This window comes from Selenomonas sp. oral taxon 149 str. 67H29BP (assembly GCF_000146365.1).
Lineage (GTDB): Bacteria > Bacillota > Negativicutes > Selenomonadales > Selenomonadaceae > Centipeda > Centipeda felix.
On record NZ_GL397087.1, the window covers coordinates 2,425,073 to 2,441,482 of the forward strand.

General features: G+C 55.5%; 19 protein-coding genes and 1 pseudogene. 16 read left to right on the plus strand and 4 right to left on the minus strand.

The features are described 5' to 3' along the window. Nucleotides 1-53: 53 nt before the first annotated feature. The 3 genes and pseudogenes from HMPREF9166_RS13220 to HMPREF9166_RS11410 all read left to right on the plus strand — a co-directional run. A pseudogene (locus HMPREF9166_RS13220) lies at nucleotides 54-545 on the plus strand (ATP-binding cassette domain-containing protein); the annotation flags it as partial. A gap of 101 nt (nucleotides 546-646) precedes the next feature. Further along, entirely contained in the window at nucleotides 647-754 is a 108-nt protein-coding gene (locus HMPREF9166_RS13225) for a hypothetical protein (RefSeq protein ID WP_254655037.1), read from the plus strand. A 14-nt stretch (nucleotides 755-768) separates the two neighbouring features. Beyond that, a complete protein-coding gene (locus HMPREF9166_RS11410; protein WP_009754174.1) occupies nucleotides 769-1,542 on the plus strand; it encodes an ABC transporter ATP-binding protein in 774 nt (257 codons plus the stop codon). 96 nt (nucleotides 1,543-1,638) lie between these two features. Here the strand turns inward: HMPREF9166_RS11410 and HMPREF9166_RS11415 are convergent, their stop codons facing one another. Continuing rightward, a complete protein-coding gene (locus tag HMPREF9166_RS11415; RefSeq protein ID WP_009754175.1) occupies nucleotides 1,639-1,839 on the minus strand; it encodes a hypothetical protein in 201 nt (66 codons plus the stop codon). Nucleotides 1,840-2,112: 273 nt separating this feature from the next. On the opposite strand from HMPREF9166_RS11415, the gene HMPREF9166_RS11420 reads away from it, so the two are divergent. Further along, nucleotides 2,113-2,307, plus strand: a complete 195-nt coding sequence (locus HMPREF9166_RS11420) for a hypothetical protein (RefSeq protein WP_009754176.1) — start codon at nucleotides 2,113-2,115, stop codon at nucleotides 2,305-2,307. A gap of 91 nt (nucleotides 2,308-2,398) precedes the next feature. Here HMPREF9166_RS11420 and HMPREF9166_RS11425 read toward each other — a convergent pair whose 3' ends face one another. Further along, entirely contained in the window at nucleotides 2,399-3,238 is an 840-nt protein-coding gene (locus HMPREF9166_RS11425) for a polysaccharide deacetylase family protein (RefSeq protein ID WP_039981464.1), read from the minus strand. Between the two features lie 205 nt (nucleotides 3,239-3,443). Between HMPREF9166_RS11425 and murI the strand changes: the two genes are divergently transcribed. The 12 genes from murI (at nucleotide 3,444) to sdhB (ending at nucleotide 13,156) form a co-directional block, all read left to right on the plus strand. Then, a complete protein-coding gene (gene murI / locus HMPREF9166_RS11430; RefSeq protein WP_009754178.1) occupies nucleotides 3,444-4,232 on the plus strand; it encodes a glutamate racemase in 789 nt (262 codons plus the stop codon). An 11-nt stretch (nucleotides 4,233-4,243) separates the two neighbouring features. Beyond that, on the plus strand, nucleotides 4,244-4,678 hold the full coding sequence (locus tag HMPREF9166_RS11435; protein ID WP_006690900.1) for a thioesterase family protein: 435 nt from the start codon (nucleotides 4,244-4,246) through the stop codon (nucleotides 4,676-4,678). A gap of 43 nt (nucleotides 4,679-4,721) precedes the next feature. Further along, nucleotides 4,722-5,240 (plus strand): hypothetical protein, encoded by a 519-nt coding sequence (locus HMPREF9166_RS11440; RefSeq protein WP_139062679.1) that lies wholly within the window; start codon nucleotides 4,722-4,724, stop codon nucleotides 5,238-5,240. Next, entirely contained in the window at nucleotides 5,233-5,895 is a 663-nt protein-coding gene (locus HMPREF9166_RS11445; RefSeq protein WP_009754180.1) for a hypothetical protein, read from the plus strand. The genes HMPREF9166_RS11440 and HMPREF9166_RS11445 overlap by 8 nt, the downstream gene beginning before the upstream one ends. Nucleotides 5,896-6,043: 148 nt before the next feature. Further along, complete coding sequence (gene rph / locus HMPREF9166_RS11450; protein WP_009754181.1) at nucleotides 6,044-6,790, plus strand: ribonuclease PH; 747 nt, start codon at nucleotides 6,044-6,046, stop codon at nucleotides 6,788-6,790. A gap of 1 nt (nucleotide 6,791) precedes the next feature. Then, nucleotides 6,792-7,418 carry an RdgB/HAM1 family non-canonical purine NTP pyrophosphatase gene (rdgB, locus tag HMPREF9166_RS11455; protein ID WP_009754182.1) on the plus strand — a complete coding sequence of 209 codons (627 nt, stop codon included), beginning with the start codon at nucleotides 6,792-6,794 and terminating at the stop codon, nucleotides 7,416-7,418. 95 nt (nucleotides 7,419-7,513) lie between these two features. Further along, entirely contained in the window at nucleotides 7,514-8,002 is a 489-nt protein-coding gene (locus tag HMPREF9166_RS11460) for a metallophosphoesterase (RefSeq protein ID WP_009754183.1), read from the plus strand. Between the two features lie 301 nt (nucleotides 8,003-8,303). Then, nucleotides 8,304-9,146, plus strand: a complete 843-nt coding sequence (locus tag HMPREF9166_RS11465; protein ID WP_006690893.1) for a fumarate hydratase — start codon at nucleotides 8,304-8,306, stop codon at nucleotides 9,144-9,146. Nucleotides 9,147-9,185: 39 nt separating this feature from the next. Continuing rightward, nucleotides 9,186-9,743: a Fe-S-containing hydro-lyase gene (locus HMPREF9166_RS11470; protein WP_006690892.1), complete on the plus strand. Its 558-nt coding sequence runs from the start codon at nucleotides 9,186-9,188 to the stop codon at nucleotides 9,741-9,743. A gap of 175 nt (nucleotides 9,744-9,918) precedes the next feature. Next, on the plus strand, nucleotides 9,919-10,551 hold the full coding sequence (locus HMPREF9166_RS11475; protein ID WP_006690890.1) for a succinate dehydrogenase: 633 nt from the start codon (nucleotides 9,919-9,921) through the stop codon (nucleotides 10,549-10,551). 25 nt (nucleotides 10,552-10,576) lie between these two features. Beyond that, nucleotides 10,577-12,388 (plus strand): succinate dehydrogenase flavoprotein subunit, encoded by a 1,812-nt coding sequence (gene sdhA, locus HMPREF9166_RS11480; RefSeq protein ID WP_006690889.1) that lies wholly within the window; start codon nucleotides 10,577-10,579, stop codon nucleotides 12,386-12,388. Between the two features lie 15 nt (nucleotides 12,389-12,403). After that, nucleotides 12,404-13,156, plus strand: a complete 753-nt coding sequence (gene sdhB / locus HMPREF9166_RS11485) for a succinate dehydrogenase iron-sulfur subunit (RefSeq protein ID WP_006690888.1) — start codon at nucleotides 12,404-12,406, stop codon at nucleotides 13,154-13,156. Between the two features lie 169 nt (nucleotides 13,157-13,325). Here sdhB and HMPREF9166_RS11490 read toward each other — a convergent pair whose 3' ends face one another. Together HMPREF9166_RS11490 and HMPREF9166_RS11495 are read right to left on the minus strand one after the other, a co-directional pair. Beyond that, complete coding sequence (locus tag HMPREF9166_RS11490; RefSeq protein ID WP_009754185.1) at nucleotides 13,326-15,287, minus strand: methyl-accepting chemotaxis protein; 1,962 nt, start codon at nucleotides 15,285-15,287, stop codon at nucleotides 13,326-13,328. Nucleotides 15,288-15,447: 160 nt separating this feature from the next. Further along, complete coding sequence (locus tag HMPREF9166_RS11495) at nucleotides 15,448-16,383, minus strand: bile acid:sodium symporter family protein (RefSeq protein WP_009754186.1); 936 nt, start codon at nucleotides 16,381-16,383, stop codon at nucleotides 15,448-15,450. Between the last annotated feature and the right edge of the window lie 27 nt (nucleotides 16,384-16,410).

Genomic DNA, 16,410 nt, shown 5'->3' on the forward strand with positions numbered 1-16,410 from the left:
TTGCGCGCCTGACACTGCGCATTCATGCACATTGTGTGCTGCGCGATGTGACGATGGCGGTCAGGCGCGGTGAGATTGCAGCTGTCGTCGGTGAGAGCGGCTGCGGGAAATCAACTCTCCTGCGCGCCGTCATCGGCGTTCTGCCGGACGGCGGCATCATCGACGGCGGCGCGATCTCCTTTTGCGGCACGGAGCTGCTCGATGCTGCCGCGTACGTGCGCAGCGACCTGATGGGGCGGGACATCGCCGTTCTTTTCCAGGATCCCGGTGCCTATCTGAATCCCATACGCCGCATCGGTGCACAGTTTTCCGACTATCTGAAAGCGCACGGTGCAGGGCGCGGTTGGCGGGAGACCGCGATTGCCGCTCTGCGCCGTGAGAGTCTGGAGGATCCCGAAAAGATCATGGAGGCGTATCCGTTCCAGCTCAGCGGCGGTATGCGTCAGCGCGCTGCCACGGCAATGACACTCTCGCTCGCGCCGAAACTCCTCTTGGTCGATGAGCCGACAAGCGCACTCGATGTTATTGCGAGCCGCAGTCTGCTCGATCGGCTCAAGCGTATGGCGGGGGAGCAGGGCTGCTCCATCGTCTTTGTGACACATAATATGGACGCAGCAGCCTATGTAGCGGATACGATCTATACATCATGCAGAGCGGCAGATTTGTTGAACATGGCAGGGCAGAGGATGTCCTGCACCGTCCGTCGCATCCCTATACGAGAGTCTTGTTGGATGCTGTTCCGTATTTGACGTGAGGATCGGGGTGCGTATGAAAGAAAATGTTCTTCGCGTTCAGGATCTAAAGAAAACCTATCGTGAGGGAACGCGCCTCGTCGAGGCGATCAGGGGGGTGTCCTTTGACCTGTATGCAGGAGAGATCACCGGAATCGTCGGTGCAAGCGGCTGCGGGAAGTCCACGCTCCTGCAGATGATTGCGGGACTTGAAACGCCGTCTGACGGATGTATTTCCTTTTTGGGACAGACGTTGACAGCGACGCAGAGAGGATGGCCGCGCGATGTCTACCGACATCTCCAACTGATCTTTCAAAATCCGCTCGAGGCATTCAGTCCGCGTATGACGGTCGGGCAGTTTCTGCTTGAGCCGCTGCGCCGTTTCGGTCTTGTCACCGACGGGGAGGAGCGCAGTACCCTGCATATGATGCTGGAGCGTGCACACCTGCCGTCCGATACGGCAGAGCGTCTGCCGCATCAGCTCAGCGGGGGGCAGCTTCAGCGTGCAGTGATGATCCGAGCACTTTTTGTTCGTCCCAATCTCTTGCTCTTTGATGAACCGACCAGCGCATTGGATGTTGTTACACAGGCAGCTCTTCTGGATTTTATCCGCGAACTGCATTCTGAGTATGGGTTTACGGGGCTTTTTGTTACGCATGACCTTGCGGTTGTGCAGAAGATGACGACACGCGTTCTTGTTATGGAGCGCGGTGAAATCGTCGAAGAACTGCCGTCAACGGCGCTGAAGGAGGCAGTACACCCCTTCACACGACGGCTGATTGCAGCACAGCTGCCGCATGATTGCACATAAAAAAGACTGCGTACGGAGCTGCAGCTCCGTACGCAGTCTTTTTGTATAAAGAAAACCGCCGCACTAAACTGTGCGGCGGCCACATTCTTTCGGTTCTTAGTGATTGTGATGGCTGTCCTTCAGGATACCCACAACAGCACGCTGAACGACATCGAGCACATCGTGGAGCAGAGCGTTATACATATCACCGCCGTCGACAACACCACGACCGTTCTCTGTGAGGAAGAATTTCTTCGGATGCTCCGTCGCCGCATAAGCCTCGTCAAACTTCGCTTTCACCAGTGCTTCAAAATCCATGAAAAGCCCTCCTTAAACACAATAACCAATACGGGAATTATAGCATATTTTTTGAATCCTGTCTCAATCTTTTACAGATTTTTCACAAAAATATTCTGCTGAGTAGAATCTCCTTGACAACCAAGGGGCGGTTGGCGATAATCGAGGCAGAAGAGACCGCTGAAGCTCGCAAGGCACGGATTGCAGGGAGATTCTCGAATGTGCCGAATTCAAAGATAAGGAAACGATGGCTGTTTGATTGTTACGAATCAACAATGAAGGAGATGCTTGACGATGGTGGATTTATCTACAAAGAAGCCGCCTTACAGCAGAGAGGAGATCGAGGCTTCCTTACTGGAGTACGTTTTTAGCGAAGCCTCGAACGAGCCGACAGAGAATACGGCAGAAGTGCTGACAAATGAAATCGCCAACGATATATCAGCAAATGGCTCGATGAGTGAGACTGACGGCGACGAGCCTAGGTGCTAGTCCCTGCCTGCACAATGGAAACAAAATAGCCTCCGAGCTGCAATCTCGGGGGCTGTTCTTGTGTTTAAGTACCATCGCGTTTGCCGCGTTCTTAGGGGATCGGTAGATAGTTTCCAATCAGTGCAAGTCCTCGTGCGCGCAGGGTCAGACGCAGATCCTCGAACGGAGCGATGAGCGGAGCGAATGTCAGCCGCAGCTTAAAGCGTGTCATTGTATGTGTGTTGCATCCGAAGATGGGGATGCGGTCCATCTGGTAGACCCCCTCTGTGGGGGTGGATAGTCCGTAGTGGACAGTGAATGCGCCGCGATAGCCCGCAGCACGTGTGACCTCTTCCACCGCGTCCGTGGCGCGTCCGCCCGGATAGGCGATGTAGTTGACCTCTTTGCCGAGTTTCTTGGAGAGCGCTTCGCGGGAGTCCGCGATCTCATGGTGCAGTTCGTCGCGCGAGGTCAGCTCCGAGAGATTCGCATGCGTCATTGTGTGGCTCTCAAAGTCGATCAGTCCGGAATCCTGCATCTCGCGAATCTGTTCCCATGTCAGATAGTTTGGGTAGACGCCCGTGAAATCGTTGATGAGGAAGATCGTCGCCTTGAATCCATATTTTTTCAGGATCGGATAGGCATACTCGTAGTTGTCGACGTATCCATCGTCGAGGGTAATAACGACAGGCTTTTCGGGGAGCGGCGTGCCGTTTTCCGCCGCGTCCATCATCTCATCCAGCGTGATCGTATGGTAGCCCTCTTCCGCGAGGTATGCCATCTGCTGATCGAACTGGTCGCAGTATAGCGTGAGTGGGTTGCCGTCCTTGTCCTCGACCTGGTGGTAGTTGAGTACGGGCACGCCGAGCGATGTGCACATGAGTAGTGCCGCCGCAGCGAAACACAGGAGAATAAGAACAATCGGGATGAGCAACCAACGTGGGAATTTCACTGGAATACCTTCTTTTTAATAGAAATTAACAACGCGCTAAGTGTAGCGTATTTTATCTGTTCTGTCAAGGCAGACAGTTCTGTCAATCGCATCTATGTGCATCGCCGTTGCCTTATTATGGCTTTTTTGTGACAAATATGGCAAAAGAAGGAAGAAGTTGCTATAATAGAGTCGTCGGTTTCGATCAGGAAGAGGAGATGGACAGATGCGCATTGCGCTGTTTGATTCAGGCTATGGCGGTCTGACGGTGCTTAGTCATGCTCGCCGTGTGCTGCCGTCGGAGGAGTTTATCTTCTATGCTGACCGCGATCATGTGCCGTATGGGACGAAATCTGTTCCCGCCGTGCGCGGCTTTGTTCGTACCGCGTTTCGCTTTCTCATTGAGCAGCAGCGCGCCGATGCTGTGGTCGTCGCATGCAATACGGCGACCTCCGTGGCCGTAGATGAGATGCGCCGTCTCTACGATGTGCCGATCATTGGGATGGAGCCTGCGGTCAAGAAGGCGCTCACGCGCGATGCGGAGCATCGTGTACTCGTTACGGCGACGCCGATCACGGTGCATGGGGAGAAGCTGAAACGGCTGATTTCCTCCTGCGACCCGAACGGATTGGTGGATCTCCTGGCACTGCCGCAGCTGGTGGAGTTCGCCGAGCGGCAGGAGTTCGTCTCATCGGCGGTGGAGGCGTATCTGCGGGATGCGTTTGCCCCGTATCGTTTTGCGGATTATTCTGCGATCGTGCTCGGCTGTACGCATTTCAACTATTTCAAGGATACGATGCGGCAGCTTTTGCCGCAGAATGTGCGCCTCGTGGATGGGAATGAGGGAACGGTGGAGGAGCTCGCGCGGCGAACGGGGCTGCGAACGCAGCCGATCGGTGCGCAGACCGCACACTGCACGTTTTTTGAGTCGGGGCGTTCTATTGTGCGTGCAGAGGAGCTGGCGCACATGGAGGCGGATCTCGCGCGTGCCGCGCGAATGGAAGAGATTGTTTGAAAGGAGTTTTCATGCCGGTTGAGGTAACACATCGGGTGAATTTTTACGATACGGATGCGATGGCGGTCGTGCATCATGCGAACTACATCCGCTGGTTTGAGATCGGACGCGTCGCGTATCTGCGGCGCATCGGCATCACGTTGGGCGCATTGATGGAGGCGGGGTACGTATTCCCAATCACGAAGGTCGGTGCGGAGTACCATGCACCAGGTCATTTTGATGATGAGCTGGTGATCGAGACCACGGCGACGGCGCTCACAAAGGCCAAGATGGTGTTCTCCTACCGCATTCTCAATCAGGCGGGAACACTGCTGGTGAGCGGCTTCTCAGAAAATGTATTTACGCATCGCGATACGGGACATATAACGCGCCTGCCCAAGGAGTTCTATGTGCCGATGGAAGCGGCGATGACGGCGGAGAAAGAAGGACGGGACATTGGGATCTGAATTTTCGTGGTGGCTGCATCTGCTGATCGCAGTCGTTTTTATTGTGTATGCGGGCGTGAAGATACTCTTTGCTTATCTTGGTACGGAGGTGATCGTGCCGAAGACGGAGGAGATGACGCCCTTTTCTGTCGTGGAACGGACGCCCAGGCGTCTGGTGATCGGTGCGACGATTCCCTTTGCCAATGAGGGGAAGCAGTGCGGAACAATCATGGATGCGATCCTGCGTGTTCAGCTGCCCTATGAGCAGTACGACGGCGCATTGGTGCACGGCAAGGTGGAGTGTGAGGGGGCACCGCGCGAGGATGACTACTTCGAGGCGGCACTGATAGAGAAGAAGCAGCGCATAAATCTTGCTCTCAAGCTCTCCATTGAGGGGCGAAACGGACATACACTCGATGATGCGATTGCCCACATGGTGGATTTTCGCATGGATCTGATCTATCTGGAGACGGGGCGGATGCCGGCGCATTATTCCAAGGTACTGATGAAGATGACAGCAGCGGAGATTGCCGCGCTCGCCGGGGTTGCGCTTGTACGGGAAGGGAAGGTGCAGAATGGCTGAACTGAAGATTCTTCCTGTGCCGACACGTATTCTGACAGATGCGGATGACATTGTGGATGCGATTGAGTACTATGCAGGAGAGCAGGTGACGGCGGACGATCTGGTCTGCTGCGCTGAGAGTGTGGTGGCGATTACACAGGGACGGTTTGTCTTCCCGGAGCAGCTGCACATTTCCCGCGCAGCACGTTTTGCCTGCCGCTTTATCCCGGACTACGGCAGCCTTGCCAGCCCGCATGGGATGCAGTCCCTGATGGATGTAGAGGGAACGGGGCGTGTTCTCTTTGCCCTCTTTGCCGGTTTCCTTGCGAAGCTCGTCGGCAAAGGCGGCATGTTCTATCGCTGGGGCGGCAGAGAAACGGCGCTGATTGACGATGTGACCGGAACGATGCCGCCGTTTGACAAAGCGATTGTCTATGGTCCTGCGGATGCAGACCAGGTGGCAGACCGTATACGGACGCGTGTGGGGGCATTCGGCGCGATGGTGGCGGATGTCAACGATCTCAAGCGTTCACGTGTGGTCGGCGTATCGGATGGATTAAATGGGGAACTTGCCGCTAAGCTGCTGCTCGACAATCCGTTCGGCAACGCATCACAGAAGACCCCGATCTGCGTCATCAAGAATTATCGTCAATATCAGGAGAGCCATACGGCATAAATGATACAGTACCCTTTCCCGCTTGTGCGGTTCCCCTCCCCCGCATGACGGGGGAGGCTTTATGTTGCGGATTTTGCCTTGCTGCGGCACGGTGCGACGGACAGCGCGAGCCGGAGGGGAGAATTACTTCCAAAGGAGATATTATTTCATGCCAAGAAGAGATCTGCGGCGTGCCGACCAGCTGCGCCCCGTTCGGATCGAACGCGGCTATCAGCGCTATGCGGATGGCTCCGCACTCATTGAGACCGGTCATACGCGCGTCGTCTGTGCGGCGACGGTGGAGGAGCGCGTGCCGTTCTTTTTGAAGGGAACGGGCACGGGCTGGGTGACGGCTGAGTACTCCATGCTTCCGGGTGCAGGGGCGGAACGTACGGCGCGCGAGGCGGTGCGCGGCCATCAGTCGGGGCGGACACAGGAGATCCAGCGTCTCATCGGACGTGCTCTGCGTGCGGTAGTGGATACAAAGGCACTCGGTGAGCGTACGATTCACATTGACTGCGATGTTCTCCAAGCGGACGGCGGGACGCGGACGGCATCAGTGACGGGAGCATTTGTTGCCCTTGTCGAGGCGTGTGCGTCGTTTTATGCGAAGCGCGGTATTTTCCCCGTACGTGACTATGTGGCGGCAGTCAGCGTCGGCATCAATGCGGAAAATGAGCCGCTTCTTGACTTGTGCTATGAGGAGGACTCTGCGGCAATGGTCGATATGAACATCGTCATGACGGGCGCAGGTGTCTTTGTCGAGGTGCAGGGGACAGGCGAAGGCCGTGCTTTTGCACGGAAGGAGCTGAATGCTCTGCTGGATCTCGGTGAGCAAGGCATTCGCACGCTGATCGATCAGCAGAAGGTCGCCCTCGGTGATGTGCTCTCGTGGCTGCCGGGACGGGAGGGATAATATGAAGGAAAAGACGATACTGATTGCCACATCAAACGCAGGGAAGGTGCGGGAGATGGAGACGGCATTTCTCGGGCTGCCCGTGCGCCTTATTCCACTGTCACGTCTTTATGAGCTGAAGCCGGAGCTCGGTGCGATCGAAGAGCCGGTCGAAGATGGTGCGACATTCATGGAGAATGCGCGCATCAAGGCTCAGTACTATCGTGAAAAGACGGGGCTTTCGGCGCTTGCCGACGATTCGGGGCTCTCGGTGGAGGCACTGGACGGTGCCCCCGGTGTCTGCTCCGCGCGCTATGCGGGGGTGCATGGCGACGATGCGGCGAACAATGGGAAGCTGATCGCGGAACTTCGCTCACGCGGGGAGGAGAATGCCCGCGCCGCCTATCACTGCGCCCTCGTGCTCGCACTTCGGGACGGACGGGAACTGTCGGCAGAGGGAACGTGTACGGGCTTTATTCGCCGCGAAGCACGCGGCACGGAGGGATTTGGCTACGACCCCTATTTTTATCGTGCGGATGGGCGGACGATGGCAGAGCTCTCACGTGAGGAAAAACACGCCATCAGTCATCGCGGTGCGGCACTCGATCAGATGAGGGAGGAGCTGCGCGCACTCCTTGGCCGCGCATGACGCATGTTGATCGATCATCGAGCTGTCTGTGCCGCAGCGGAAGATATCGTCATAGGGCGTCTTTTGCCCAATCTTTCCTAGGTGTGAGGTGAAGCATGAATATTGGAATTGTCAGCGACAGTCATGGAGATATTGAGAGCCTGCAAGCGATGCTGCAGTATCCTGAGGCGGCACAGGCAGAGATGTGGCTTCATGCAGGAGACTATGCCGCCGATGCAGATGCACTGGAACAGCTGACGGGGAAGAGCGTTGTGCGCGTCCTCGGCAACTGCGATCTGCCTCTGGATGGAACGTATGACGAGACCGTCGTCGAGGCCGGCGGGCATCGTATCTTTCTCACGCATGGGCATCTCTTCCATGTGCGGTTTGATACAGCGATACTCGCCGCGGCTGCGCGTGAGGCAGGGGCAGATATTGCTGTTTATGGACATACGCACATCGCTCTCTGCGAGCGGCAGGGGGATGTGACCGTATTCAACCCCGGGAGTGTGGCTCGTCCGCGTGATGCGGTGCAGGGCTCCTTTATGATGATAAATCTCACAGCAGGGGAAGAACCAAAGATGAATCTCGTTCGCCTTAAATAAAAATCTTTCAAAATTTTATCATATAAATCCCATATCGTACGATATGGGATTTATATATGCGATAAAAATATTGTTAATAATAATATATTGGTTGAAATTAAACAATAAAACAATAAAGAAAAACAATGATATAAAATAAGAAAATACGCTCTTATTCTACGTGAAAATCAACAACTTGAAATTGAATGAGATTCACTTTTTTCAAGGGGTTACAAGAAGTCTGAAAGACTTGAAAGCAAGAAAAAAATATGATATAGTTTAATTAACCTGTGTATAAGTTATATTTATAGGAGGGATTATTTTGCGAGAGCTAACCGCAAAAGAAATCACGGAGAACGTCGCCGAGATGTGCAAAGAAGCGGCGTACTATCTTCCCGACGACGTCTATGAAGGCCTCAAGAAGGGCCGGGAGACAGAGGAGTCGCCTGTCGGTCAGGTCGTTCTGGATCAGATCATCCGCAATGCTGAGATTGCGCGCGAGGAGGATCGTCCGTATTGCCAGGATACGGGGATGACCATCGTGTTTGTCGAAGTCGGACAGGATCTTCACATCACGGGAGGACTTCTGGAGGATGCGATTAACGAGGGGATCGCAAAGGGCTACACGGAAGGCTATCTGCGCAAGTCCGTTGTTGCGGAGCCTCTTTTTAATCGTAAGAACACACAGAATAATACGCCGGGTGTCATCTACACGAGGATCGTCCCTGGCGACCGTCTCAGCATTACGATTGCGCCGAAGGGCTTTGGCTCGGAGAATAAGTCCGGCGTGAAGATGCTCGTTCCGGCCGATGGTGTCGAGGGCGTGAAGAAGGCCGTTATGGAGATCATCCAGCACGCCGGTCCGAATCCATGTCCGCCGGAGGTCGTCGGCATCGGTATCGGCGGCACGATGGACCGCGCGGCGCTGCTCTCGAAAAAGGCACTCACGCGCCCAATCAACCAGCGTCATCCCATGCCTGAGTATGCGAAGCTCGAGGAGGAGCTTCTCGAAATGATCAACAAGACCGGCATCGGCCCTCAGCTTGGCGGGACGACGACGGCACTTGCCGTAAACATTGAGTGGGGTGCGACGCACATTGCAGGTCTGCCGGTTGCGGTGACGATCTGCTGCCATGCCCTCCGGCATGCGCACCGCATTCTCTAGGAGCGGTTCTTGTGTATTATCATTAGGGAGGAATACTCAATGGCGGAAAGTATCCGTATTACGACTCCGTTTACGGAGGAGATGTCCCGTAAGCTTAAGGCCGGCGACAGCGTCCTGATTACGGGGACAATCATTAGTGCCCGCGATGCGGCGCACAAGGCGATGACGGAAGCCCTCGCGAAGGGCGAGCCGCTGCCCGTGGACTGGCACGACCAGATTGTTTACTACCTTGGACCGACGCCGGCAAAGCCGGGTGATCCGATCGGCTCGGCGGGGCCGACGACGAGCGGCCGTATGGACGCCTACACGCCGACGATGCTCGCGCAGGGCATCAAGGGCATGGTCGGCAAGGGCTCGCGTTCGCCCGAGGTCGTCGAGGCGATGAAGAAGTACGGCGTGACCTACTTTGCTGCTGTCGGCGGCGCCGCAGCTCTCATCGCAAAGTCCGTCAAGAAGTATGAAGTTGTGGGCTACCCAGAGCTTGGTCCCGAGGCCGTTGCAAAGCTGACGGTTGAGGATTTCCCCTGTATCGTTGTCATCGACTCCGAGGGGAATAACTTCTATGAAATGGGACAGAAGCCCTATCGCAGACTCTAATGTAGGTGTTCATGCCGATGGTTTGGCGCATGACAAATCATTCGGGGGCGCGGCTCCTGCACACGGTGCTGGAGCTGCGGCTCCTAAGGGATCACGAATCAAATGAAGTTTGTCAATCTGAAGTGCTGAAGTGATTCATGTTTCCTTAAGGTCAACATATTTCAGGAGGTATGAAATGTTCCACACAACCTTTTACATGCGGCGCCTTCATTCACTGGTCGGACTCGTCGTTATCGGCGTGTTCCTCTTCGAGCATGTCTTTACGAACTCGACGGTGCTCCATGGAGCAAAGGCCTTTAATGATGCGCTGGCTATGATGGATCTCATCCCGCGCCCCGTGTTCTATGGGCTTGAGGTGTTCGCCATCGCTGTTCCGATCCTCTTCCACGCGATTTACGGTATTTACATCGCTGCGCAGGCGAAGAACAACCCCGGCAATTATGGCTATGTCCGCAACTGGCAGTTTGCGCTGCAGCGCTATACGGCTTGGCTGCTCATTCCGTTCCTCATCTGGCATGTTGGCTTTATGCGCGTGTGGGAGAAGGGAGTCATGGGATCGCACATCAACTATGACCTGCTCTACACCTACTTCGTTACCGGCGATTATGCGATTCTGCACACGGTGCTTTACACGATCGGCATGATTGCGGCGATCTTCCACTTCTGCAACGGTATTTCGACGTTCTGCATGACGTGGGGCATCGCAAAGGGACCGCGCGCACAGTCGGTGATCAACGCGTTGTCCATGGCACTCTGCGTGCTGATGTCGCTTGTTACGCTTGCCTTCATGGGCAGCTACTTCATGTGAGAACTGCAGCAAAGGAGAGCTAAGAATGGCTAAAGTACCACAGAATAAGGTTATCATCGTCGGCGGCGGTTTGGCGGGCCTTCTCGCAACGATGAAGGTTTGCGAGGGGGGCGGTACCGTCGACCTCTTTTCCTATTGCCCGGTGAAGCGCTCGCATTCGCTCTGCGCACAGGGCGGCATGAATGCCTGCATGGACACCAAGGGCGAGCATGACAGTGTCTACGAGCACTTTGACGATACGGTCTACGGCGGCGACTTCCTCGCTGACCAGCTTGCCGTTAAGGGCATGGTTGAGGCAGCGCCGAAGCTGGTCAAGATGTTTGACCGCATGGGCGTTCCGTTTACGCGTACGGCGGAGGGCGTGCTTGATCTGCGCAATTTCGGCGGACAGAAGAATAAGCGCACTGTATTCGCAGGCTCGACAACGGGCCAGCAGCTCCTCTACGCGCTGGATGAGCAGGTGCGCCGCTGGGAGGTCAAGGGCAAGGTCACGAAGTATGAGTTCTGGGAATACATCCGTGCAATCAAAAACAAGGACGGCATCGTCCGCGGCATTGTTGCGCAGAACATGAACTCGAATGAGATCAAGGCATTCCCGGCTGATGTGGTCATGCTCGCTACGGGCGGCCCCGGTCAGGTGTTCGGCCGCTGCACGGCATCGACGATCTGCAACGGCTCGGCTGTTTCCTCCGCCTATCAGCAGGGCGCTCATATCGGCAATCCTGAGTTCATTCAGATTCATCCGACGGCGATTCCGGGGTCGGATAAGAACCGTCTGATGTCCGAGGCCTGCCGCGGTGAGGGCGGACGCGTCTGGACATACAAGGACGGCAAGCCCTGGTACTTCCTCGAGGAGATGTATCCCGCATACGGCAACCTCGTCCCGCGCGACGTCGCATCGCGTGCGATCTTCAAGGTCTGCGTCCACATGGGACTTGGTATCAACAATGAGCGTCGTGTTTACCTCGACCTCTCCCATATCCCTGCGGCTTACCTCGAGCGCAAACTCGGCGGTATTCTTGAGATGTATTCAGAGTTCGTCGGACAGGATCCGCGCAAGGTGCCGATGGAGATCTTCCCGTCCGTGCATTACTCGATGGGCGGCATCTGGGTCGATCGCAAGCATCACACAAATATTCCCGGTCTCATGGCTGCGGGTGAGTGCGATCACCAGTACCACGGTGCAAACCGTCTCGGTGCAAACTCGCTCCTCTCTGCAGCGTATTCCGGCTTTATCGCTGGTCCCGAGGCACTGCGCTGGGCACGCAGCGGTGAGCTCGGCACGGCACTCACCGAGGAAGAACTTGAGAGTGCACGCAAGGAGGCTGTGGCGGAATTCGATAAGATCCGCAACATGACAGGCTCTGAGAATGCCCACAAGCTCCATCAGGAGATGGGCGAGATCATGTATGACTACGTCTCGATCGAGCGTGACAACAAGGGACTCGACATCTGCCTTGAGAAGCTCAAGGGGATTCTGAAGCGTTGGGATGACATCGGCGTGACGGATCACGGCACATGGGCAAACCAGGAAGCTATGTTTGTCCGTCAGCTCCGCAACATGATCCTCTATGCAATGGCCGTGACAAAGGCAGCACGCTGCCGTGATGAGAGCCGCGGTGCACATGCCAAGATCCTTCTTGATGACAAGGGCGAGCGCATGACGGATGCCGACGGTGAGCTCATGTTCTACGGCCGTGATGATGAGCGCTTCATGAAGACCTCCATTGTGGACTATGATCCGAATACGGAAGAGCCGCAGGTCAGCTACATGGAGTTCGAGCATTCGCTCATCAAAGCACGTGCGCGTAACTACGCCGTTGCTAAGAAAGAGTAAGGGAGGATAGAAGTCATGGCAGAACAGAAAAAAGTTCGTTTTATCATCGAGCGTCAGGATGGACCGAATGAGAGCCCGTATACGCAGGAGTTCGAAGTTGACTATCGTCCCGGTCTCAATGTTGTTGCATCTCTTATGGAGATCCAGAAGAATCCTGTGACGGTTGACGGCAAGCGTGTTCCGCCCCCTGTTTGGGAATGCAACTGCTTGGAGAAGGTTTGCGGTGCGTGCATGATGGTCATCAATGGCCGTGCACAGCAGGCGTGCTGTGCCCTGATCGACAACCTTACGCAGCCAATCCGTGTTCAGCCGGCGCGTACGTTCCCAGTCATTCGTGATCTTCTCATTGACCGCTCGGTTATGTTCGAGAGCCTCAAACGCATTCATGGCTGGATCGAGGTTGATGGTACGTGGGATGTCAAGGACGCTCCAATTCAGAATCCATACACGGCTGAGACCTGCTATGAGCTGTCGCACTGCATGACCTGCGGCTGCTGCCTCGAGGCGTGCCCAAATGTTGGACCGCAGTCCGACTTTATTGGACCTGCGCCGACGGCGCAGACGCTCCTCTTCAATATGCACCCGCTTGGAAAGTTCGATGCACCGAAGCGCCTCAACGCGTTGATGGAAAAGGGCGGCATCACGAGCTGCGGCAACAGCCAGAACTGCGAGCGCGTCTGCCCAAAGAGCATCAAGCTTACGCAGCATCTTGCCCAGCTGAACCGCGAGGTCAACAAGCAGGCACTGCGCAATATGTTCAACCATTAATCCGATACCCCCAAAGGGATCGGAACATAGAAGGGGCTGCCCCATTTCCGGGCAGCCCCTTTCGTGTGGGAATGTATCGTGCCGGCGCGGCAGGAGGACAAAGAAGGGGCTGTTGTACGAAATACTGCATTGTATCGTACAACAGCTCCTGAAGTGTATTCTGATGGCCTTAGAGCTTAAAACCTCCGACAATTCGCTGCAGATCCTGTGCAAGCTGTGCCAGCGTCTGGCTGGATGCCGCAATTTCCTGCATGGAGGCTGCCTGCTCTTCAGAGACGGCAGAGACATTCTCTGCTTCCGTGTGGACAGCATTCGAGACCTTCTGAACAGCTTCGACCGAGCTCATCATGTGCTCGCTGCCCACTTTGATTCCCTCGGTACTCTTCAGGATTGCATCCACCTTTTCGGTGAGCTCGCTCACAACCCCCGCGATGCGGTCGAACTGTTCGCCTGCCTGATTGACATGCTTGACGCCTTCGCCGACGTGTTCTCTCTGCTCCTGCATGACCTTGAACGTGTCCTCAATGCGGCTTGCGTTCTCGGTGATGAGCTCTGTGATCTCCTGCGCTGCTGTCTCGGACTGCTCAGCGAGCTTGCGCACCTCCTCGGCGACGACGGCAAAGCCGCGTCCCTGTTCGCCTGCGCGTGCCGCTTCGATGGCGGCATTGAGAGCGAGCAGGTTTGTTTGTCCGGCGATTTCGGTGATCATCTCGACGATCTCGGAGATGCGCTTGGAACTTTCGTAGAGTGCAGTGACGGCATCGGAGACATCCTGTGCACTCTGATTGAGCACATCCATCCCCTTGACGGCGACACCGAGTCCCTGCTGTCCCTCAACGGTTGCTGTTTCAGCGCGATGGGTTGCGGCAGAGACATCCGAGATTCCTGTTGTGATCTCGTTGATCGCGTGAGTGATGCCGTCTACTGTCTTAAAGGACTGATCGACAACCTCATTCTGCTCGATGGTGCTGCCCGTGATTTTTACGATCGCTTCGGCCGCACTCTGTGCGCCCTGTGCCGACTGGTCTGCCGAGGCAGTCAGCTCCTCAGAGGAGGCGGCGAGCTGTTCGGAGGTCTGCGCCGTTTTCTGAATCAGTTCACGCAGATTCTTGACCATCGTGAGCAGGGAGTTGTGGAGCTGTCCGATCTCATCGTCGCGATCCATCTGGGGCGGGACGATGGCGAGATTGCCCTTTGCCACCTCCTGTGCCGCATCTGCCATATTCTCCAGCGGTCCAGCAATCGAGTAAGCGATCTTGTAGAGCAAACCGCCAAGGAGGAGGAGAGAGACGAGTGCTACGGTCAGCATAGCCCATTTGAGGGTGTTCACATCGCCCAACACTTCGTCCTTTGGAACGAAGAGAACGAGCGACCATCCCGTGTTGCCGACAGGGTGAACGACATAGTAGTTCTCGATGCCTTGCCATGTATTGGTGAAGAAAATAGGCTCCTTTGAGAGCAGGCGGCGCGCGTCTTCCTCACCCTGTGCATGCACGTTGTCTTCCATCGTTAGCACCGGATGTGCGATGAAACGACCGGCAGCATCCAGCAGGAACGCACCGCCGTGTTCACCGACCTTTAAGGAGAGAACTGTTTTTTCAATGTCCGCAAACGGAATGTCCATGCCGAGAACGGCTTCTCCTCCGTCGCTTGCGCGGAGTTCGCGGCTGAGTGCGACAACCTTGGTGTTGTGGAATTTATTGATGTAGACATCCGAAATCTGTACGCCGGCATTTTGTTTTGCGAGCTTGTACCAGCTGCGCGATGTCGGGTCGAATTCCGCCTGCGGAACAATTTGCTCATTGCCGTAGAGAAAATCGTGACCGACAGACGCAAGATAGATGCCGTCAATATCAGAGCGTGCACCAAAATTCGCGGCGGTCTCCATAAAGGCTTCGTCAGACGGCAGTTTCGTTGTCCATACTTGTCCCAATCCATCGAGAATGCCCTTCGGCTCCTCGACCATGCGACTGATTTCCTCGGCGTGATAGGCAGAGAGCGCGCGCATTTCACGTTCGGTCGCCTGCTCGATCATCGCGCTTGCCTCCCAGTAGGTAAAGCCCGCCATCGCCAAAAATATGATGATGAGCGGGGTTCCGATCCACAGGAGCATCTTTGACTTTAATTTCATTCAGACACCTCTTTTAATGATGTGCCCAATGGGCATGACAACAGCTGACGCCCTATCTTGTCGAAGCAAGGCGTTTCTTCTGGGTATAATTCGATGCAAATTAAAAAACTCCTCCAAAAGTCCTAAAAGATTTTAGAGGAGTTTTTGAATGAAATTTGTGTCAGACGGTTTTTTTCATACGACTGGACAAGTAGTTTGCGGCAAGCGATCCCGAAATGTTATGCCAAACGCTGAAGAGCGCGCCCGGGATTGCGGCTGCCGCACCAAAGTGGAGCAGAGCGAGAGAGGTCGCAAGTCCCGAATTCTGCATTCCCACCTCGATGGAAACCGCCTTGACCTTTGCCATATCCATGTGGAGTGCCTTTGCAACGAGGAAGCCGAGAGCATAACCAAAAAGGTTGTGGCACATAACGACGACCATGATGAGAGCACCTGTCTCGATGATGCGGCTCGCGTTCGCCGATACAACACCGCCGACAATGAGAACAATCGCGGTCACGGAGATGAGCGGGAGAACCTTGACTGCCTTTTGGACGGGACGCTCAAAGAAGTGGTTGATGACGAGACCGAGGAGAATCGGGGCAATGACGACCTGTGCGATGGAGATCATCATCTTTCCCGCAGGAATGTCGATCCACTGTCCTGCGAGCCAGAGTGTGAGGAGCGGCGTCATGATCGGTGCGAGGATGGTGGACGCCATGGTCATGCTGACGGAAAGAGCGACATCACCGCGCGCGAGGTAGGTCATGACGTTCGAGGACGTTCCGCCGGGGCAGGTGCCGACGAGAATGACGCCGGCGGCAAGCTCCGGCGGAAGGGAGAATGCCTGTGCCAAGACCCATGCAAGGAAGGGCATGATGCCGAACTGGGCAACCGTTCCAATAAAGACGTCGCGCGGACGCTGCAGAACAAGCTTAAAGTCGGCAAACCGCAGCGTCATTCCCATACCGAACATGACGATGCCGAGCAGGATGGTGATCCATGGAACGCTCCAGAGGAACGTCCACGGCTGAAAGAGAGCAATGCCTGCGATGACGACAACAAAGACCGCCATGTAGCGTGAGACAAAATTACTGAGTTGTTCAAGTGCGTTCATTTACTTCAAGTCCTTCCATTTCCCCTG